The sequence below is a fragment of the Deinococcus radiopugnans ATCC 19172 genome (assembly GCF_006335125.1).
In the GTDB taxonomy this organism is placed as follows: Bacteria; Deinococcota; Deinococci; order Deinococcales; family Deinococcaceae; genus Deinococcus; species Deinococcus radiopugnans.
This window is the reverse complement of the sequence record NZ_VDMO01000025.1, coordinates 15,002-34,139: the sequence shown is the minus strand read 5'-3', so window position 1 is coordinate 34,139 and position 19,138 is coordinate 15,002. Positions and strand designations below refer to the sequence as shown.

Below are 19,138 nucleotides of genomic sequence, written 5' to 3'. Positions count from 1 at the left end.
TGGAAAAGAGCGTCCCTTAAAGGCTTTTTCACGCCGCCTTTACCCCTGATCCTTTCTTGCATTCGTCTAACATCGGCTGCCTAACCTCACCCCTGTCCGCCCATCTACATTCGATCTTTCCTGGAGAATCCCATGAAACAGACCCTGCTTCTTTCCGTCCTGCTGTTCGGTTCCGCCCTGGCTGGGGGCGCTGGCGCGCAGTCCGCTGGCAGCCAGATCCCGGCCACCAGCGTCAACACGCCGCAGTCCAACACCGGCCAGCCCAGCGCGCAGAGCACCAAAACTGCCTCGCCGCTGCCGTACAACGTGCCCAGCCGCCTGCCGTCCTCCGGCACCGACAACCTGCAAAAGAGTGTGGCCGCGTTGCAGAACACCCTGACCGAATTGCAGGCGCTGCAACTCCAGACCAAACAGGCACACTGGAACGTGTCCGGCACGCTGTTTTACACGCTACACGAACTGCTTCAGGAGCACTACGAGGGCATCAGCAAGTACGCCGACGACACGGCGGAGCGCCTGCTGTCGGTGGGCGCGTCCAGCGATGGGCGGGCCATCACCATCGTCGCCAGCTCGCGCCTGCCAGAGATTCCGGGCGGCTTTATTGACGATGCCCAGGTAATCCAGTTCTTCATCTACCAGTACGAAACCGTGGGCCAGCGCATCTTCCAGCGCATTGGGGACGTGGAAAAGGCGGACCCCACCACCGCCAATCAGTTGCAGGAGGTCGAGGCCGCCATCGAGAAGTATCAGTGGCAGATGCGCGCTTTCCTTCAGAACACGCCCACCGATTCCAACAGCGGCTTCGACATCAACAACAACAAGCCGGTGCCTCTGCGCGGCAAGTAAACTCAAACATTCAGACTTCAATCGGAAATGCCAGGACCGTCGTGTCCTGGCATTTGTGCTGGTCTCCGCGCTTCTCAGTTCACTGCGCCTGACATGGATGACGGCCAGCAACTTCAGCAGCCAGGCGGAAACGCTGTTGACCGGAACCGGGCGTTCCCTCCAACTTCTGGCCCCATGCCTCTCCAAGATCATCTGGACCGACATGAGCTGCGGGTTGTACGAGACGCAGAGCGTTGGCATCTCGCTGTGCGGGGGCTGCAACGACGTCCGAACCGAACACTGCGAAGCCTGCTACGCCTGATTGTCGCGGTGACCAGCACGCTGCTGTTTCTCTCGCTGGGCGAGGGGCTGAAAGAACAGGTGCGCCAGGAGTTGCGAAGTGTCGCCCCGGATCTGCAGGTGGCCTGACCCTCCAGGGGACTGGCGCTGCTTCCCAGTCCAAGCCTGCCCGCTACGCTGGTCGCCACCCTCCAGGTCGGCGCGAATGGTCTGGGTCTGGGGGTGGTCGGAGCGTTCAGGGTGACCCGCTGCTCTCGGGCGCGGATCGTTGGCGTGTTGCAGCCATTGAGCAGCCTGGCCGACACCTTTACCTTCCTGCCGCTCACGAGCGTCCAACAGGCGTTTGGCACCGGCGATCCGCTTTTTCATTTGTGGCGCTGCGGCTGGAACGGCAACGCCAGCTTCAGGTCAGCACGCAGCACCTGCCCCGCCGACGGCGGGACGATGTGCTGCGTAGCGTCGATATCCTCAGCTCCGCACGGTGCCCATACCCCAGGGGAGAGACCCGCTGATCCCCTGGCACTCACCCACGTGAACCCGTCTTCAGCATCCTCTCAACCGCGCCGCAGGTCAGTCCGTGGAGGGCTGGGGTGAGGTCCGGGCCGACGGGCTTTCAAGCAGCCGTTCCGCGTCAGGGCGAGCGGTGCGGACAGCCAGGACGTACAGGCGGTTGACCAGGCCCTCGAGCCGCTCGTCGCGCAGGGTGTGGGTCTCGAGGTGCTCGAGCAGCAGGTCGGCCATCAGGCGGTACTCGTCCGGGGTCAGTGAGAGGTCACAGGTGGGTGCGTCGGTGGGGCGGCTCCTGTGGTCTGTCATATCTTCATTTTGGGTTCATGAAGGGGGCTGGACTGTGGGTCAGCATGCGATGCGGGAGGGTCCGGCTTGGCGGCCTTCAAAGAGGCAACGCGGTGTGCAAAAAGAGGCCTGTGCGTCCGTGGTGCAGTCTGCGGCTTGCCGGTCCTCCTCGGCCTGTCGGTGTCCTTCCATGGCCTCGGCGTCATGCTCGCGATCAGCACCACCACATCGGCGCGGAGCCCTGGCAATCGCGTACCCCGGTCAGTGGGAGGCTGAACGTGGGCGGTGGGCGGGGCATCAATTCAGACGGCCACACCGTTCAAAAAACCTCTCCCCTGAAAGCGGGGAGAGAGGTGGGGGAATCAGGAGGTCACTTTTCAGACCCTTCCTGTCCAACGACCAGCGCCTGTACAGTGTGGCTGTATCCCGTGGTGGGATTGCGCAGGGTCAGGGTGCCCATCTGATGCACGGCCTGGGTCTTGTCCTTGCGCGAAACTTTCAGGCCAATCACGCCTGCCGCGTGCGAGGGCCGGAGACTGACGGTGACGTTGCTCGGCAGGTCTCCTACCGTCAGCACCAGTCGCCTCGGATCCCCCAGCGCGGCCATCACGTCGTCGGACAGCCTCAGTCCCTGCCAGGCGCATTCGGTGTTCAGTTGATCGTAGCCCAGCATGTCTCCACTGCCTGAGTTGCCCACCACCGAGGCCCACGGCACCGAGTCCGCAAGGCCGGTGTTCATTCCACTCAGGGCGCTCAGGGTCAGCAGGACGGTCAGCATCTTTTTCATGGCGGCGCTCCTCAACGGCTGGCAAGAGGGCGGGGAAACAGAGAGACAGGCGGCGGACTTTGACGATCTAGATGGGCATGATGCGTTCTCCTGGGCAGGACCGGCCTGCCAGCGCGCCTGTCGGTCCAGACGGAACCTGGGACGGCGCATAAAGAGCTGAGCCGAACGACGCCGGAAACCTGAGTCGCCAGGTGTGCTGCGTCCACCTGACCTCAGCGCCGAGCTGAGGCCTTCAGTGTGCGCGTTTGCCCCCCGTAGCACATCGCGAGAATTACGTACGAGGCAGGCCGCTCCCCCTGATAGAATTCGGTAGGTCCCAGACCATGGCCCGAAGAAGCTGGAAAGAAAAGCCGCCAGATGTCCGAACGGAGCAGCTTCTGTGCATTGGCACTGGCGCGTTCAGTCCTGAAGCGACATCAGGCCACGGATGAATGAGGCGGCCTGGATGCCGCCCCGTCGGCGAGGCCGTGCCGCATGCCCAGCGGGCCAGTTCCACGCGGTTGTGCAGGCCCAGCTGGCCCCGCAGGTTCCCGACGTGCTTGCTGGCGGCGCCGCGACTGATGTCCAGCCGCCGCGCCACCCGGCGGTCTGGGTGACCCCGAGCCACCAGCGCCAGGACCTCCACCTCGCGGGGCATCAGGGCTGGACGAACGGCGGGCACGCCCCACACGGGGGCCACCCGCTCGGCCAGTTGCATCAATACAACAACTCTGGACTGAGCGTCAAGGAGAGCCTCTACCTCAAGTTCGACAAGGACGGGATCGCCGCCGCCGCGTCCTGGCGGGGGCAGCAGAACCTTCGCCCGCCCAGCGCCCCCCCCCGCGTCACCGCTTGCGGCGTCGCCGATGCTCAAGGGCACGGCGCCGGCTGTGCCCGCATGGGCCGCCCGTGAGATGAGCGGAGATCTGGTGCGGCCTGCCATCCCCGAGCCATCCGGCCTCTCGTACCTTCTGAAGAGGCACAGCCGAATCGACACAGCCGAATGGACACAGCCCGCAGCCACACGCCACTTTTCCCACAAGGACGTCCAACATGATCCATCCCGCATCTCTTACCCTGTCGGCCCTTCTGCTCATCCTGCCCCTCTCTTCCGCGTCCGCTGCGGCGGTGCCTGCCCCCTTGACGGGCGAGTGGCTGAGCGGGCCACAGCTGCCCGCCAACGTCTACACCACAGACTTTGGCGGCGCGACCTCGGATGCCCGGCGCCTGCTGCTGAACACGGACGGGAGCTACGTCTATACCGAGTTCGAATCCACGTTTTACCCGAGTTCGTTTGGCACGACGGGTTATCCCATCACCTGCCAGATGATGGACGTGACCGTCGAGAGCGGGACCTTCAGCGTCTCGGGCAGCAAGATCACATTCAAGGCGGCGAAGGTGGACCGGGTCGGCGCGTACTCGCCGGACCGCCTGAACAACGGCTGCAAACGCAGTTCGGGCATCAGGACGTCGAAGGCCGGGGCCGACGTGGACACCATGGCGTGGAGCGTGACGTCGGGCGAACTGACGTTCAAGACCGGCGACGGCTCCGCAAAATACGTGCGGCGGACCCCGGCAACAGGGACGCCAACCGCCACGGGCCTTTCGCCTGAATTGCGCGGCGAGTGGCACAGCGGCAACGTCTCGCCGGTTGAGTACTACAACACCGCCACCGGCAAGTGGGCCGAGGCCAGCGGCACCAGCGTTATTCTCAAACTGCACGCGAACTCCACGTACGAGCGCACCGGCCTGCTGGTCGTCACCACCTACGGCTGCACCTCCAAGCTGCTGGTGCAGGAGCAGGGCAGCGTCAAGCCGAACGGCGCCACCCTGACCTTCACGCCCGCCACCAGTTCGGCCACCGGCTACACCTGCACGCCGGGCAAGGTTTCCACCCAGAAGAACCACATCAAGCCGTACAGCGAGCGGGCGACCGTGACGGTGGACGCGCGCGGCCAGCAGACCCTGAGCCTCGCGTCCGGCGGCGGCGAGACGCGGTTCAACCGGCCTCGCGGCGCGGCGGCCCAGGGCCAGGCAGGACAGGCGCAGGCGGGTCAGCCGCAGGCCGGCCAGGGCCAGTCCGCAGGGGCGGTGACGCCCCCGGCGCCCACGAAATGGAATGCGCGCGGCGAGTGGGACGCCGTCATCACCACGCCGGGCGGCACCATCCGCGTGCGCTTTGGCCTGGACGATGACGAGCCCCGCATCCTGGGCAGCGGCTTTTCGGGCGACGACGCGGTGGGCTGGATTCAGGGCAACAGCCAGACCGGCGCGCTCAGGATCGGCCTTGAGGTCGAGGGGGAACGCGAGGTGGAACTGAACGTCACCGGGAAATTCAACGGCGATTCGTACAGCGGGCGCTTCACGGCGACGAATGCCGACGGTGAACCCCTGGCGGGCGGCACACTTACCATGACCCGCCGCCCATGACCCGCCGCGCGGGCCACCGCTGAGCCCGGCCCCACCCTGAAGTGCTCCAGACCCGCAGGTCCTCAGGCCCACCACAGACGCAGCGCCCCGTCTGCGTCCCGGTGGGCCTGAGGCTGCGGGCAGATTCCGGCCGTTCCCACTCGCTGCGCTGTGGTGCCCCCTCCTTGCCGTCACGCCGCCGCGCGAGGGGCGGGGGCCACAGCGGCGCCTGCCGCGCGGACGGGGCAATTCCCAACAGTTCGCCGGGAAACGCCCAGTGGTCAGGGCGTCTCCCGACGACCGGGGAACGGGCGTTCAGGCCTGGGGGGCGGGCTCCGCCACCTGCGGTGCCCGCTGGGCAACGAGGGCCTGCAGGGCGCGGTGCGTGACGTGCTCATTCACGAACGCGTGACGGTGCTCTTCCGGAACGCGCTGCCCGGCCTCCCGGAGCCACTCCAGCGCCTGTTGCAGCGGCACGTCGGCCGCCGCATCCCCCGCCGCCATCAGGACGCGGCAGTGCACCAGCAGCGGCCACGCGAAGTCGTCCCGTGGCGCGTGGGTGGGCAGGCGCAGGGCGGCGGCCTCGCTGTCCTGCCGCGCTGCTTGCAGGTGGCCGCCGGCCAGCCGGGCCTCGGCGCGGGCGGCGAGCGCCGCCGTTTCCAGATCGGGGAAGCGGTGCGTCCGGGCCAGGTCCAGGGCCTGGGAGGCCAGTTCAGCCGCCGCCTGCGGCGCACAGTGGGCCGCCTGAGCGAGCAGCAGCAGCCCGCGCGAATACGGAAATTCGCGTGTGGCAAGCCCTGCCTCGACCTGCCCGTAGGCCTGCAGGGCGCCGCGCACGTCACCCCTCACCGCCCGGACGCGGCCCACGAACAGCCACGGCAGAAACCCGCCAGCGTCGCGCGGGTCGGGCTGCGCGAGCGCCCGCTCGGCAGCGGCCAGGCACTCGCCGTAGGCCCCCAGCGCCCAGAACAGGTCGGTAAAGGCGCGGTCGAGCGCTCCAGGCGGCTCGCCGGCCGCGTCGCCGTGGGCCTGGGCACGGCGCAACCACGTCAGCGCCTGAGCGTACTGGCCCAGGCGGGTGTGGGCGATGCCGAGTTCGCACAGGTTGGCCCAGTACAGGGTGGGGGCGTCCGCGCGGCCAAGCCGTCGGTCGAGGTCCTCGCGCAGCCGGATCACCTCCTGAAGGTGCTCGTGGGCCTGAAGGCTGGCGGCGAGGTTGTGGGTGGCCCATGCGAAGCGGTACGCGTCGCCCAGGTGTCCGAACAGCTCGGCGGCGCGTCTCAGGTACGGCCCGGCCTGCTCCTCCAGGCCCAGCCGCAGGTAGGCCCCGCCCAGCGCATTTTCGCCCAGGGCACGCTCGCGTTCGTCGTCCAGCGTCTGGTGCAGGGCGCGCATGTCCTCCACCAGGCGCTGGACCGCCTGCACCTTTCCCTGCCGCGCCCTCGCCTGCACCAGTTCGCGCAGCAGGGCGGCCCGCACGCGGTCCTGCCCGAAACGGTCCAGCAGGGCCAGCCCCTCCAGAGCCGCCGCCTCCGACGCCGCGCCCTGTCCCTGGCCGAGCAGCCGCCCGGCGCGCAGGGCGCAGACCCACGCGCGCTGCTCGTTCGTGCGGGCCCCCGCCGCGAGCCGCTCGGTCAGGGGCTGGAGGGACGCGACGTGCTCGGCCCGCCACGGGCTCTCCGCGGCGCGCAGGCGCGCTTCAAAAGCCGGGTCGTGCTCTCCCAGGGCGTCGTAGAGCAGGGCGGCCTGCTCGTAGAAGTGCACCGCCTCCACCGGGCGCAGCGCCGCCAGGGCGTCTTCCGCCCCGCGCAGGAACAGCGGCGCGGCCGCCCCGAGATCGCCGCCCTCCTGCCAGTGCCGGGCCAGCCGGGCCGGACTGGCCGCTTCGCGGGTCAGCACCCGCGCGGCGCTGCGGTGCAGCAGGCGGCCCACCGACGGCGGAATGCCGGCCAGCACTGTTTCCTGCACGAGGTCATGGCTGAACCGCTCGCCGGTCATGACGCCCGCGGCCTCCAGCTGCTCCCAGGCCAGGGCGAGATCCAGCAGCGGCGCCCCCAGCACGTCGGCCACCCGTTCCACGCGCAGATCGCTTTGCAGGATGGCGGCGGCCCGCGCCGCGCTCAGGGCCAGGGGCGGGAGCCGCGAGAGCCGCCCGGCGATCAGCTGCGTGGCGCGCTCGGCCACCGGCAGGGGGCCACTCGCGTCCGGCTTGTCCAGCAGATGCTTGACCGTCTCCAGCACAAAAAACGGATTGCCGCCGGTGAAGCGGGTGAGTTGCCCGGCCCGCCCGCGCACCTGCGGCATGTCAAGGTCACGCAGCAACTCGGCCACCGCCGCCTCGGGCAGCGGCCCCAGATCGACGCGCAGGTTGTGCCCGGCGGCATGGCCGCGCCGGAAAACGTCGGCGGTCACCTCTGAGAGTTCGGCGGGCCGGACCGTGCAGATCAGGTGCGGCACGCCCCCCGGCTGGCCCAGCGGAAAGGACGAGGAGATAAGAACGAACCCTGCCTCGATCGACGCCGCGTCGGCAAGATGCAGGTCATCGTAGACAAACGAACCCACCCCGGCCAGGCCCACCTGAAACACGTACTGGATGGCGGCATGCAGCGAAGGATCAGGCGCCGCCGGGCTTCCGGCCTCGGCGCGCAGTTCAGGCAGCAACCACGCGAGGCTTGCGCGCATCCACGGCTCGAGGCGCAGTTCCGGAGTGCGCGCGAAGATGCGCCGGAGGTTGCGCGCGGTCGTGGTGTACGGCACGAGCGCGTCACCTGGGCGGCCCTCGAGGTGCAGCACCTCGCCCTTGCTGGCGGCGAAGTCCCGCGCCAGGCGCGATTTGCCCACGCCTGCCTCACCCGCGAGCACAATGAACTGCCCCGCCTCCCACGCCTCTTCCATGCGTGCCCATTCGTCTTCGCGCCCCACCAGACGCGGCGGCCTCAACATCGCCACCGGCAGGCGCCGGCGCCGCGCCGCAGGGGGGCTGAGCTCGGCCCGCTCCACTGCCCGTGCCAGCTGAACGGTTTCCGGCAGGGGATCGACGCCGATCTCGCGGCGCAGCACCTCCACGCAGCGCCTGTAGGCGCGCAGGGCGGCGGGGCGGTCCCCGGCCAGGTAGTGCAGCCGGATCAGCCGGCGGTGGGCGTCCTCGGAGACGGGATTGAGGTCCAGCAGACGCTGGGCCGTGGCGAGGGCACCGGTAAGGTCACCGGCATCCTCCTGCTGCGTGGCCCGGCCCGTCAGGGTCTCCGTCTGCCGGTGGTCGAGGCGCTCGCGCCAGACGAGCAGCCAGTCGGCAAGATCGGGGCGGTCGTCGAAGTCCACCCCCTCCAGAAGGGGGCCGGGGGCGTCAGGGTCGCCCGCGCCCGCGCCCAGAAGGGCCGCTGCGTCCACGGCCACGCGCGGCGAGAGGCGCACCCGGTCATCCGCAATCAGCAGAGTCTCGCCCGCCAGCCTGTTGACGCGCCGGATCAGGTGCACCAGATTGTTGCGGGCCGCCGCCTCCGGCGTGTCTGGCCACAGCAGGCTGGCCACGCGGGACCGGGGGGCCGGACCTTCCAGGGCGAGATAGGTGACGAGTGCGAGCCCCGGACCCTCCAGCCGCACCGCCGCGCCGTCCGGCTGACTGAGGGCCGGTGGGCCGAGTACGCGTAGCCTCCAGCTTTCCCCGTCTCCCATGTCTGCCCAGCATAACGAATCGGCTGAACCAGTCCGGTCACTTCTGCCCGACACCTGGATGATACGGACGCCGATTGAAAGGTGTTGAAAACACCTGGAAATCCGAGCGGAGCGAGCAGAAGAAAAACGGGTTCCGGACGTGGAGTGTGGACATCGGAGCTGTCCCGATTTTCACACGAAACAAACGGAATCCGTATGAGTGTTTCCCGCAACAGTGCGTGGGGTGGCCGTCGCCCAGGCCAGCACGAACGTAGCGGCGCCCGCGCCGTCACAGATCGTGCCGGAGCGGGGTGCCGGTCACCCTGCTCCGGACACTCGTTCACTGCGGCAGCAGGGCGTGAATCGGAATCAGCCACGCAACCTTACGGCGGCGGAACATCAAATTTGCGCCCTTCCCAAGAGTCAATAGCGATGCAGTAAACGGTGTACGGTGTTCCGCAAGATCTCTGCGACGAACCCGGTGCCACCCCACCACGCGCGCCTTTCAAACGAGACCACGGCTAACCCCAAAGAGCCATCCAGTTGCCCACACGAAGACAGGACGCCGGTCAGAACCCGCACCGCACACGCGCAGAAGTTGCCCGGCCCCAGGATGACCCGGAACAGCGCTGGAAGAGGCCCGGCCCATAGTCCGCAATTTCCCGGTGGGCAGCGCTCTTTCCACCAAAGGCTGGGCACCCACCGTGGTCAGAGAGCGGCGAGGCCAGCGCCGTGGGTTGCCAGCCAGGTTTGGAGACTGAGCAGAGCCTCCAGGCGGGCATGCGTGGTCAGGGTCGCGCCGTTCTCCAGGGCCTGGCCCAGGCCCCAGATCCCCACGGCAGTCTGACGAAGCAGCAGGGCCGCCGGGAGCGTCGCCCTCTCGGCAGCGGTCGGGGTTCCGTATCCCAGAAAAAACGCCTGCGCCAGCGGCCATGCCGGATCCGGGCGCACCAGCACCTCGCTCACAGCGGTGGCCACGTCGAGGACCGGCGGCCCCAGGCAGGAGAATTCGAAGTCCAGCACGGCGCTGACCTTGCCCTGAGCGAACAGCACGTTGACGCTGTTGAAGTCACCGTGAATCACCTGGCGGGGCAGATCAGCGTACTCGCCTTGCATCAGGGAGAGCGTTTCTTGAAAAGCCGCCCGCCAGGAACGGGCCTTCGCCTCACTGCCCCAGAGGTCGGGCCGCTCAAAGGAAAGCGTCAGCGGGTCCGGAACCAGGGGATGCAGCTTTCCCAGGTGTGCCCAGTCCAGCGGCCAGGGCGCCTCCTGCGGAGACCGGGCGAGCGCTTCATGCAGGGCTCGCAGCGCCACGCCCAGCGCCTGCCAGGCGGCCGGGGTCTCTGGCAACCCTTCGCCGTTCAGGAACGGGAGAAGCACATTCAGGCCGTCCTCCTCCCAGCCCCAGGCGCCGCCACGGGTTCGCAGGGGCGCAGCCACGCGAAACGGCAGCGACTGGCCGTTCAGCCACTCCAGCAGTGCGAATTCCCGTCGCTGAACCGGCCCCAGAGCAGCCCCGCCGCGTTTGCACACGAACGACCCGCTGGGGCTGTGGAAGGCCTGCAGCATGTTGTTGTGGCCCTCTGCCGCCAGCGGCGCCGGTTCGAAGGGTCCGCGCAGCCCGTAGTGCTGCCAGAGGGCCTGTTCCAGCTCGGGCCTCACTCCCGGACCCACTTGCGGGCGTTGAGGGCCGCCTCGGTGCGGTTTCTGACCTGCATCTTCGCCAGGATGTTCTTGACGTGGTTCTTCACGGTGCTCTCGCTGATGTCCAGCTCCCGCGCGATCAGCTTGTTGCTCAGGCCACGCGCCAGCAGGCGCAGCACGTCCTCCTCGCGCGGGCTGAGATGCTCGGTCTCGAGTTGCCGGGTGGTCAGCAGATGCAGGTATTTGCTCGCCACGCTCGGCTGGATGAACACCTCCCCCGCCGCCACCCGCCGCACCACGTCGAACAGCTCCTGTGGCCGCACGTCCTTGAGCAGGTACCCGCTGGCCCCCGCCCGGATACCGTCGAGCACATAGCCCTCGGTGTCGAAGGTGGTCAGGATCAGGACCCGCGACGGCAGACCGAGTTCCCGGATCCGGGCGGTGGCTTTCACGCCGTCGAGTTCCGGCATCTGCACGTCCATCAACACCACGTCGGGCTTGAGGTCCTGCACCAGCCGCACGCCGTCGGCGCCGTTGCCCGCCTCGCCCACGACCTCGAAGGCGTCGTCGGTCTCGAAAAGGGAGCGCAGGCCAAAGCGCATCAGCGGCTGGTCGTCGATCAGGGTGAGGGTAATGCTCATCTGGGGTGGACCTCCGGAGTGGATGAAAGGCGCAGAGGAAGCGTGGCCGTCACGGTGGTGCCCTCGCCGGGCCGCGAGCGCACGTCCAGGCGGCCTCCCAGCAGCAGCAGCCGCTCCTGCATGCCGCTGAGGCCGTAATGACCGGGCGGCACGCTGCTGGGGTCAAAGCCGGTGCCATCGTCCTCCACCCGCAGCACGGCGGCCTCTCCCTGCGTTTCCAGGACGACTTGAATCTGCCGGGCGTGCGCGTGACGGTGGGCGTTGTGCAGCGCTTCGCGCGCCACGCGGGCCAGCGCGTGCTCCTGCTGAGGGGCGAGCCGCAGGTCAGCGACGGCCACCTGGACCGCCGAACCCTCGCCGCCTCCCTGAGCCGAGAGCGCGCGGAGTTCCTCGGCCAGCGGGATGCGCTCGTCCTGACGCAACTGGGCGAGGCTCGCGCGCAGCTCCACGGTGGCGCCGCGTGACAGGTCTCGCGAGCGCTCCACCAGCAGCTGGGCCCTGGCCGGGTTCTTCTCCAGCAGCCGTTCCGCCGCGTCGAGTTGCACGGTGATGGTGGTGAGGGCGTGTCCCAGGGTGTCGTGCAGTTCCCGCGCCAGACGGGCACGCTCGCGCAGGGTGGCGAGTTCCTCGGCCTGCTGCGCGTGCTGCTCAAGCTGCCGGTTGGCGCGCCCGAGGTCCTGTCCGAGCCGGGTGGTGCGGCGCAGAATGAAGCCGAACATCGCCATCACCAGCAGGCCGATGCCGTCGCTCAGCGCCTGGAGAAGCGTGGGCGGCGTGGCAGACATGCTCTGCAGCAGCCAGACGTTGGCGGCCACCAGCGGCAGCGTGACCCGCTGGTGCCACTTCAGTGACATACACGCGCCGAGAAACAGCATGGTACAGACCGAGACGGTGAACCCCAACGCGGAGTTGAGCGTGATGAGGGCCGCGGCGCTGGTGAGCAGGCAGCCGAGGATGAGCCAGCGGAACAGCTCGGACGTCCCGTCCATGTCGTCGAGCCGCATCAGGACGTACACATACGCCGTGGCGACCGCGACGAACACGCCCATGCGCGCCCAGGCAGCCGGCCCCTCACTCAGAATAGTTTGCCCGACGACGAGCGCGGCGATCAGGGCAGCGATCGCCACGAACCGTCTCCAGAACCCCTGTCGCTCAGGCGCGACTCGCCAGGGCCAGACCACCGGCAGGATGGCCGTCATGACGACCGGGGCGAGCGTCCACGCAAGGAAGGGCATGCCTCAGCGTAACGGCCCAGATCGGGCGCGACATGCCCCGAAAGGGCTATCGCATTCCGGCCGCGCGGCAAAGGGGTTGACCCCAAAGCCCGAGCGTCGGAAGGACGTGGCCCTATCACTTCCCTGCACAGGCGCTGCACGTCAAGTTCAGCCTCCGTCGGTTTCATGTCTCTGCCAATACCTCGCCCAGCGTTGGGCGTGGACCTGACCGCGCTGCAGCCCCAGAGCCCAGGCGTCGGCTGGCTGCTGCACGGCGTCCAGACACGTCACACCTGGCATCCAGACTTGAACGAGGACCAGGCAGTTCCGGACTTCACGGCACATCACCACGCGCGCCACCCGCAACGGCCCAGCCTCAAGGAAGGCCAGCAGACGCACCATCCGCCACACCTCAGCCGCCTGGCCGAGGCGAGAGAGGCGGACCGCCACCATCTCCTCGGGGGTTTCCACCCTCCGTGTCGGAACCCTTGACCCGCCTGCCATGCGCGTCACGCCCCGGACGACAGCATTCAGCTCCTGGAGAGCCGAACGGACCTGTGCCGCCGATGGTCCTCCACCAGAGAGCATTTCCCCGGGGCGTCGGTAGGTCAGGCATTGCCCTCACCCTTCCACTCTCCACCCATCACGGTGAAGGGCGGGGCAGCGGCGAGCGGACGGCCAAACCCACAAGCAAAACAGGTCAGCGTGTGGACTCTCTGGTCGACGCTGTGGCAGGCGAAGGCAGAACGCTGCGGGGGGCACGCCGGAGGACACGGTCAGTGGAGATGACGGCGGCGCACATCGGTAAGGGCAGCGCCAAGCCACATCACCGTCAGTGGCCCCATCACGTCCCACGACAGGTTGAGCAGGCACGTCACGCCCAGCAGAGCCAGCAGGAGGCCGCTGACGGCGTACCGGTCAGCGACGGGGGACGCTCTGTGCGGGCCACCCAGCACGATCGTCAGGGCGAGGTGGAGAAGCTTGTCTGGCGGAAGTGGTTGTTCCGGCCTCAAGCCCGTTTTGATCCCACGCTCTGGCTTTGCGCCTGTACCCTATTCTTCGGCGGTGATAACAGGCTGGCTCAGGCAAACGGACCGCTCTGACCGGCCCACGCCGCCGTGATCCTGCCCCTGGGCGTCTTCGCCCTGACGCTGTATCTGTTGGTCTTTCGTCCGCGTGGTCTGAGTGTCGCGGCGGGCGCATTGACTGGAGCTGCGCTGGCGCTGCTGCTGGGCCTGGTGGGCTGGGCTGACGTGCGTGCCGTCTGGAACGACACCTGGAACGCCACCCTGACCCTGGTGGCCCTGATCGTGCTGAGCCTGCTGCTGGACGCGGCGGGGCTGTTCCGTTTCCTGGCCCTGCATCTGGCGCGGCGGGCGGCCGGCCACAGCGGACGCCTGTTCGCGCTGCTGGTGGTGTTCGGGGCGCTGCTGGCGGCGCTGTTCGCCAACGACGGCGCGGTGCTGATCCTGACGCCCATCGCGCTGTCGCTGTGCAGCGTCCTGGGCTTCTCACGGGCGGCGTCCCTGGGGCTGCTGTTCGCGGTGGGCTTCGTGGCCGACGCAGCCAGCCTGCCGCTGGTCACGTCCAACCTCACCAACATCATCAGTGCCGATCTGTTCGGGCTGCCGTTCGCCCGTTACGCGGCCGTGATGGGGCCAGTCAACCTAGTGGGCGTGGCGGTCAGCCTGGGGGTCTTGTGGCTGATGTTCCGGCATGCCTGGCCCGCCCGCTACGATCTTGCGGCCCTGCCGCCGCCCGCCTCGGCGTTGCTGGCGCCGCGCACCTGCTGGACGGGCGCGGGCCTGATGGCGGCGCTGCTGGCCGGATTTTTCCTCGCACCTGGAGTGGGCGTGCCGGTCAGTGGGGTGGCGCTGCTGACCGCCGCCGTTTTGCTGGGCGTGGCCGCCCTGGAACGCCGGGTGGCGCTGGGGCCCGTGTTGCGCGGCGCCCCCTGGGACGTGGTGCTGTTCTCGCTGGGGATGTATCTGGTGGTCTACGCACTCAAGAACGCGGGATTGACGGTCTGGCTGGCCGGGTTGCTGGGGACGTTTGCGGCCCACGGCGCAGCGGCCACCGTTTTTGGCACAGGCGGCATGATCGCGGCGCTCTCGGCGGTGACCAACAACCTGCCCGCCGTATTGATCGGCACGCTGAGCATTCAGGAGGTGGGCGGCGTTTCGCCTGCCCTGCGTGAGCTGATGGTCTACGCCAACATCGTGGCCGCCGACATCGGCCCAAAATTGACGCCCATCGGCAGCCTGGCGACGCTGCTGTGGCTGGGCCTGCTGCGGCAGAAAGGACTCGAGGTGTCATGGGGCGAGTACCTGCGCCTGGGCCTGATGGCCACGCCGCCCGTGCTCCTCGCCGCGCTGCTGGCACTGCTGTGGCGGCTGGGCGGTTGATGGCTGGGCGGCCGATTACGGCTTGCCCGGCCCTGGCCCCTTTTGATCGTCCTTGCCGGGCGGCCCCCGGTCTTCCAGCAATGCCCCGGTCTTGCGGTCAAAGCGCAGTTCCGTGACCACCTGGGCATTCAGCAGCAGGTAACAGTGAATCTGCGGCCCCATCACCCGCGCCAGATTGGACACCGTGAGGGCCGACACCTGCGCCTTCAGGGTGGCCTGCGCCCCGGCTTTCAGCCCCTTGCCTGTCGCCAGAAACCCTTCCTGGCCGCGTGGAACGAGGTGCCCCGTCTCATCCACGAAGACCCGCGCCACGGGCTGCCCCGCGTACAGCAGCGGCACGGCCAGACGTGGCCCGCCGGGCGTCTTCTGCGTCTCCGGCACGCCGGGGCTGAGCGCCGCCGCAATGGCCCGCGCCCGCACCAGATAACCCGCCGCCTCGGCAAAGCCTGCCAGCTCGGTCTGCGGCGGGGGCGGCGGCCTGGGTGGCCGCCCGCCCTGCGCCGACGCGACAGACAGCGGCACGGTCAGCAAAAGGGCAAGCAGCAGGGTTCTCACAAGGGGCGCTCCAGGGAACAAAACGAGAGAAGTGCGTCCAGATGGGCCGTGGTTCACGGCGTCCGGCGCACTTCAGATTCTAGGGGAGGGCGGTGACGCCCGGCTGACCGGTCAGCGCTGCAGAGCCGGCACGCCCCTGATCAGGGCCTCCGCAGCGTGGAGCAGATCGCGGCCCGCCTTCTGCTGGGCCTTGTTGGCGCTCTGGAGGTAGGTGCGGGCGTCGTTCAGGTAGCCGCGAATCCGGGCGTCGCTGGTCTGCGCGGCCAGGGCGTCCAGGCGGTCCAGGTCACGGGCAGCGGGCGCAGGATTGGGGGCGGCTTGATTGGGCGTGGCCAGACCGGGAGCCGCCGCGCCGGGCTGAGGCTGACCCCGCTCCATTCCCCTGGGGGCAGGCGGGCAAACCTCACTCTTGCCGCCCTGGTCACCTTTGCCTAGGCCCTTGTCCATCCTGTCGCCCTTAGGGGCTTTCGGTGCGGCTGGCTGGGCAGAGATTGTGCCGGGCGTCGGCTGGGCGGTGCTGGGCATGGCCGTACCAAGAGCGGGCGGGGCGGGGCGGGCACGTTCAGTGGTGCCGGGGCCACCAGGCGCAGGCCTCATCACCATGTCTGCGCCGGGCGCACAGCGGGCCGCACCAGGGCCTGCCTGACCGGGGACCAGGGGCGCGGGCGGGGCCTGAGGGGTGACGCCGGGGGCGGCAGTCTGCGGAGCTGTCGACTGGATGGGTGTGGCTGGGCTTGGTGTGGACGGGCTTGATGTGGCTGGGCGTGGTGTGGACGGGAGGGCTGCGCCGCCTGCCAGGGCACTGGCTCCCAGGCCCAGCAACAGGGTGGCGATCAGCATGGCGTTGGTCTTCTTCGTGGGTGCGTTCATGGTGGCTCCTTCGGGGCGGGGAAGTGGAGCGGTCCGCCCTTCAAGGAGCAAAGCTAGTCGCGCGGGCTGAACGCCTGAGGGGGCAAAGCTGAACGCGGGCTGAATGCGGGCAGGGTCAGCCCCACCTCCACCCCCCCGCCGGGCAGATTTCGGGCCAGCACGTCGCCGCCGTGCGCCAGGGCCGTGGCCCGCACGATGGCGAGGCCCAGGCCGCTGCCCTCGCCAGAAGGGGGCTCACCAGAGGTCGGGCCGCGCACGAACCGGTCAAACAGGCGCGACAGCAGCTCAGCGGGGATCTCGCCCGGATTGCGGACGCCCAGCGCGACACCCCCGCCCTCACGCCTACTCCACAGCACGATCGTGCTGCCGGGGGGTGAAGCGCTCACCGCGTTGCGGATCAGGTTCCACAGGGCGTCTTCCAGGCGAGCGCGGTCTGCCCAGCCCTCTGCGGCTTCAATTTCGGCGCGCACCGTCATCTGCGGGGCCAGGTCCGCTGCCGTGCGGGCCAGGGTGCCCAGCAGGGCGCTCAGACCAATCTGTTCGGGCCGCAGCGGTTCACCTGCCTCCAGCCGGTTGAGCTGCAACAGATCGCCCACCAGCCGCCCGGCGCGGCGGGCCTCGCGGCGCAGGCTCAGCAGGAGCCTCGTGCGCGCCGCCGGATCGTCGCCCACCTTTTCCATCAGCTCCAGCCCGGCGCTCAGGGAAGTGATGGGCGTCCGCAGCTCATGGCTGGCGTCCGCCGCGAACTGGCGGGTGCGCTCCTCGGCGGCTTCCAGCCGGGCGAAGGCGTCTTCCAACCGCGCCAGCATGGCATTCAGGGTCAGGGCCAGCGTCTGCACCTCGTCGCGGGCCTGCGGTACGGGCAGCCGTTCGGACAGCGAGGCCGCCGTCAGGCCCGCACTGCGCCGCGCCATCGTCCGCAGCGGGGCCAGGCCCACCCGCAAGAGGGCCGCGCCGATTCCCGCCGCCAGCAGGGAGGCCAGCGCCGCGCCCAGCACGTAGGTTCGCAGCACGTCGCCGCGCAGGGCGCCAACCTCCTCCTGACGCACGGCCAGACCGATCACTGCGTCGCCCGCGCGGGCCAACTGAAGGCCGTTCCACTGGCCCGCGCCGATGTTCAGCACATTCTGAACAACGCCGGCAGGCGGGCGGGGATGCGTGCCGCTATCTGAAAACAGTGTCTGCCGAGGCGTGACGATCACGCCCCAGGTGCCGCTGGACAGCGCCAGGCTGAAGACCTCGTACTGCAACAGCAGCAGCCCGTCACCGCTGACGGCGCCACCTGCGCCGCTGCGTTCCTGATCCCGCGCCACCACCGCCAGTTGTCCGGCCAGGGCGCGGGACGCCTGCTCCTGGGCAAAGCTGCCGATGCGGGCGTTCAGGTACAGGCCCAGCGGCAACAGCACCGCCAGCAACAGCCCCAGCAGCACGCCCAGCAAGCGTCCGCGCAGGCTCAGGCCAGCGGGATTCAAGCTGGCTCCGGCTCTCGCAGCCGCAACACATACCCGGAGCCGCGTACAGTGTGCAGCAGCTCCGGACGGCCCAGCGCGCGGCGCAGCTGGCGCACGTAGACCTCCACAATGTTGTCGTCGCCCATGAAGCCAGCGCCCCACACGCTGTCCAGCAGCGCCGCCTTGGACAGCACCCGCTGCGGGTAGCGCAGAAAGGTCTCCAGCACGTCCAGCGCCCGTGGACTGAGTTCCAGCACCCGCCCGGCCCGACGCGCCTCGCGCAGGTGAACGTCGAACTGGAGATCGGCGAAGCCGAGCACCGCGCCGACCTGCGGCTGTGAGCGGCGCAGCACCGCCCGCACGCGGGCCATCAGCTCGCCGAACACGAAGGGTTTAATCAGGTAATCGTCGGCTCCGGCCTGAAGGTGGGCGATCCGGTCATTCACGCCGTCGCGGGCGGTCAGCACCAGCACGGGCGTCTCACCGCGTTCGCGCACGGCGCGCAGCACGGCGCTGCCATCCAGACCCGGCAACCCCAGATCCAGAATGATCACGTCGGGCCGGATGCGGGCGAACAGTTCAAGCGCCTCGCCGCCGGAACGGGCGCGCACGGCGGTAAAGCCCTCGTAGCCAAAGCCCAGCTCCAGCAGCTCGCCGATGGCCGGATCATCCTCCACGATCAGCACGGTGGACGTGGGCGGCAGGGGCGGTTCGGCCATGCCCGCTACTGTAGCGGCGCACAGAACGGCGCGGGAGGGCTGGCCCCACGGAGCGTCAACAGACCCCCAATAGTGCAGCGTGCCGCCGACGCGCCGGCGAAAGGCTGAGAACCACCGGGAATCCAGCATCAGCGGGTTCGAACGTCCAGTCAGCAGCACCGCCACCCCGAGTGCCGGGCAGCGGCCAGCACATGGCGGTCAAGTGGATTGGGCAGCGCGGGGCCAGAGATCAAGGCGTCGTATCCGTGACGCCCAGCAGTCAGCGCCGTCCGGTCAGCCGATCAGGAAGCGTTCCTGCCCCAGCTTGACGGTGACCTCGATGTCGCCGCCCAGCGCCTGCACAAAGGCGCGCAGGGTGGCCAGCTCGGTCTTGTCCAGGTCACCGCGCTCGATGCGTGAGACCCGTGACTGAGAGCTGCCCAGCCGCCGTGACCGTTCCTCCTGATTCAGGCCGGTGGCGCCGCGGACCTCGGCCAGCCGATGGGCGCGCACCTGGGCCAGCGCCTTACCCTTCAGCTCTGCCACGCGCTTCCCGTTCACGCGTCCGTCGGCCCCGGCCCCCGCGCGCACAGCTTTTCAGTTCTGGGCCTTCATATTTCCTCCTCGTCGTAATCTCCAGCCAGCCAGCGTTCGTAGCGCTGCTCAGCCAGAGGGGTGTGCTGGCCGTACCACTGCTTCCAGCGACCGGCCTTATCACCGGCCGTAAGCAGGATGACCTGCCGCGTGGGATCGAACGCGAACAGGATGCGGATCTCGCTTCTTGTTACCGATTCCAGCCGCAGCTCCTTGAGGTGGGCCAGCTTGGAGCCGCGTAGCGTGTCCACAAGCGGTCGACCCCAGCCTCGGCCAGTAGGTCTACCGCTGCCGTGACCAGCTGCCCTAGCCACCAA

17 protein-coding genes are annotated in these 19,138 nt (G+C 68.9%); 4 read left to right on the top strand and 13 right to left on the bottom strand.

The window, feature by feature from the left end; translation table 11 throughout:
* The first annotated feature begins 132 nt into the window (after positions 1–132).
* Positions 133–846, top strand: coding sequence for a Dps family protein (locus FHR04_RS17310; RefSeq protein WP_183944836.1), 714 nt, complete (start codon positions 133–135; stop codon positions 844–846).
* 849 nt (positions 847–1,695) lie between these two features.
* Here FHR04_RS17310 and FHR04_RS17305 read toward each other — a convergent pair.
* The 3 genes from FHR04_RS17305 to FHR04_RS21455 all read right to left on the bottom strand — a co-directional run bounded on the left by FHR04_RS17305 (position 1,696) and on the right by FHR04_RS21455 (position 3,344).
* Positions 1,696–1,941: a hypothetical protein gene (locus tag FHR04_RS17305; RefSeq protein WP_139404487.1), complete on the bottom strand. Its 246-nt coding sequence runs from the start codon at positions 1,939–1,941 to the stop codon at positions 1,696–1,698.
* A 349-nt stretch (positions 1,942–2,290) separates the two neighbouring features.
* Positions 2,291–2,707 (bottom strand): hypothetical protein, encoded by a 417-nt coding sequence (locus FHR04_RS17300; protein ID WP_139404486.1) that lies wholly within the window; start codon positions 2,705–2,707, stop codon positions 2,291–2,293.
* Between the two features lie 271 nt (positions 2,708–2,978).
* Positions 2,979–3,344 carry a response regulator transcription factor gene (locus tag FHR04_RS21455; RefSeq protein WP_249039194.1) on the bottom strand — a complete coding sequence of 122 codons (366 nt, stop codon included), beginning with the start codon at positions 3,342–3,344 and terminating at the stop codon, positions 2,979–2,981.
* Between FHR04_RS21455 and FHR04_RS21450 the strand changes: the two genes are divergently transcribed.
* A complete protein-coding gene (locus FHR04_RS21450) occupies positions 3,300–3,599 on the top strand; it encodes a hypothetical protein (RefSeq protein ID WP_249039195.1) in 300 nt (99 codons plus the stop codon). The genes FHR04_RS21455 and FHR04_RS21450 overlap by 45 nt on opposite strands.
* Positions 3,600–3,814: 215 nt before the next feature.
* Positions 3,815–5,116 (top strand): hypothetical protein, encoded by a 1,302-nt coding sequence (locus tag FHR04_RS17290; protein ID WP_139404484.1) that lies wholly within the window; start codon positions 3,815–3,817, stop codon positions 5,114–5,116.
* A 294-nt stretch (positions 5,117–5,410) separates the two neighbouring features.
* Here FHR04_RS17290 and FHR04_RS17285 read toward each other — a convergent pair whose 3' ends face one another.
* From FHR04_RS17285 to FHR04_RS17270, 4 genes are all read right to left on the bottom strand, one after another.
* Positions 5,411–8,770 (bottom strand): ATP-binding protein, encoded by a 3,360-nt coding sequence (locus FHR04_RS17285; RefSeq protein WP_139404483.1) that lies wholly within the window; start codon positions 8,768–8,770, stop codon positions 5,411–5,413.
* 687 nt (positions 8,771–9,457) lie between these two features.
* On the bottom strand, positions 9,458–10,411 hold the full coding sequence (locus tag FHR04_RS17280; protein WP_249039191.1) for a phosphotransferase: 954 nt from the start codon (positions 10,409–10,411) through the stop codon (positions 9,458–9,460).
* Positions 10,408–11,034 carry a response regulator gene (locus FHR04_RS17275; protein WP_139404482.1) on the bottom strand — a complete coding sequence of 209 codons (627 nt, stop codon included), beginning with the start codon at positions 11,032–11,034 and terminating at the stop codon, positions 10,408–10,410. The genes FHR04_RS17280 and FHR04_RS17275 overlap by 4 nt, the downstream gene beginning before the upstream one ends.
* Positions 11,031–12,161 (bottom strand): sensor histidine kinase, encoded by a 1,131-nt coding sequence (locus tag FHR04_RS17270; RefSeq protein WP_249039190.1) that lies wholly within the window; start codon positions 12,159–12,161, stop codon positions 11,031–11,033. Before FHR04_RS17270 ends, FHR04_RS17275 begins: the two co-directional genes overlap by 4 nt.
* A 1,205-nt stretch (positions 12,162–13,366) precedes the next feature.
* Between FHR04_RS17270 and arsB the strand changes: the two genes are divergently transcribed.
* Positions 13,367–14,653, top strand: a complete 1,287-nt coding sequence (arsB, locus tag FHR04_RS17265) for an arsenical efflux pump membrane protein ArsB (protein ID WP_139404480.1) — start codon at positions 13,367–13,369, stop codon at positions 14,651–14,653.
* Between the two features lie 15 nt (positions 14,654–14,668).
* On the opposite strand, the gene FHR04_RS17260 is transcribed toward arsB, so the two are convergent.
* The 6 genes from FHR04_RS17260 to FHR04_RS17235 form a co-directional block, all read right to left on the bottom strand.
* Complete coding sequence (locus tag FHR04_RS17260) at positions 14,669–15,208, bottom strand: hypothetical protein (RefSeq protein ID WP_139404479.1); 540 nt, start codon at positions 15,206–15,208, stop codon at positions 14,669–14,671.
* 111 nt (positions 15,209–15,319) lie between these two features.
* The gene (locus FHR04_RS17255) at positions 15,320–16,078 is read right to left on the bottom strand and encodes a hypothetical protein (protein ID WP_139404478.1); all 759 of its coding nucleotides are present in this window, start codon (positions 16,076–16,078) and stop codon (positions 15,320–15,322) included.
* 53 nt (positions 16,079–16,131) lie between these two features.
* Entirely contained in the window at positions 16,132–17,550 is a 1,419-nt protein-coding gene (locus tag FHR04_RS17250; protein ID WP_139404477.1) for a sensor histidine kinase, read from the bottom strand.
* Positions 17,547–18,248 (bottom strand): response regulator transcription factor, encoded by a 702-nt coding sequence (locus FHR04_RS17245; RefSeq protein ID WP_170214005.1) that lies wholly within the window; start codon positions 18,246–18,248, stop codon positions 17,547–17,549. The genes FHR04_RS17250 and FHR04_RS17245 overlap by 4 nt, the downstream gene beginning before the upstream one ends.
* Before the next feature lie 273 nt (positions 18,249–18,521).
* Entirely contained in the window at positions 18,522–18,788 is a 267-nt protein-coding gene (locus FHR04_RS17240; protein ID WP_249039189.1) for an XRE family transcriptional regulator, read from the bottom strand.
* Positions 18,789–18,838: 50 nt separating this feature from the next.
* Complete coding sequence (locus FHR04_RS17235; RefSeq protein ID WP_249039188.1) at positions 18,839–19,072, bottom strand: type II toxin-antitoxin system RelE/ParE family toxin; 234 nt, start codon at positions 19,070–19,072, stop codon at positions 18,839–18,841.
* Positions 19,073–19,138: the final 66 nt, after the last annotated feature.

What these genes read in the sequence shown, in the direction of transcription:
- FHR04_RS17310 (WP_183944836.1), top strand. Translation starts at nt 133, where the DNA reads ATGAAACAGACCCTGCTTCTTTCCGTCCTGCTGTTCGGTTCCGCCCTG.
- FHR04_RS21455 (WP_249039194.1), bottom strand. Translation starts at nt 3,344, where the DNA reads ATGCCCCGCGAGGTGGAGGTCCTGGCGCTGGTGGCTCGGGGTCACCCA.
- FHR04_RS17305 (WP_139404487.1), bottom strand. Translation starts at nt 1,941, where the DNA reads ATGACAGACCACAGGAGCCGCCCCACCGACGCACCCACCTGTGACCTC.
- FHR04_RS17275 (WP_139404482.1), bottom strand. Translation starts at nt 11,034, where the DNA reads ATGAGCATTACCCTCACCCTGATCGACGACCAGCCGCTGATGCGCTTT.
- FHR04_RS17245 (WP_170214005.1), bottom strand. Translation starts at nt 18,248, where the DNA reads ATGGCCGAACCGCCCCTGCCGCCCACGTCCACCGTGCTGATCGTGGAG.
- FHR04_RS17255 (WP_139404478.1), bottom strand. Translation starts at nt 16,078, where the DNA reads ATGAACGCACCCACGAAGAAGACCAACGCCATGCTGATCGCCACCCTG.
- FHR04_RS17300 (WP_139404486.1), bottom strand. Translation starts at nt 2,707, where the DNA reads ATGAAAAAGATGCTGACCGTCCTGCTGACCCTGAGCGCCCTGAGTGGA.
- FHR04_RS17285 (WP_139404483.1), bottom strand. Translation starts at nt 8,770, where the DNA reads ATGGGAGACGGGGAAAGCTGGAGGCTACGCGTACTCGGCCCACCGGCC.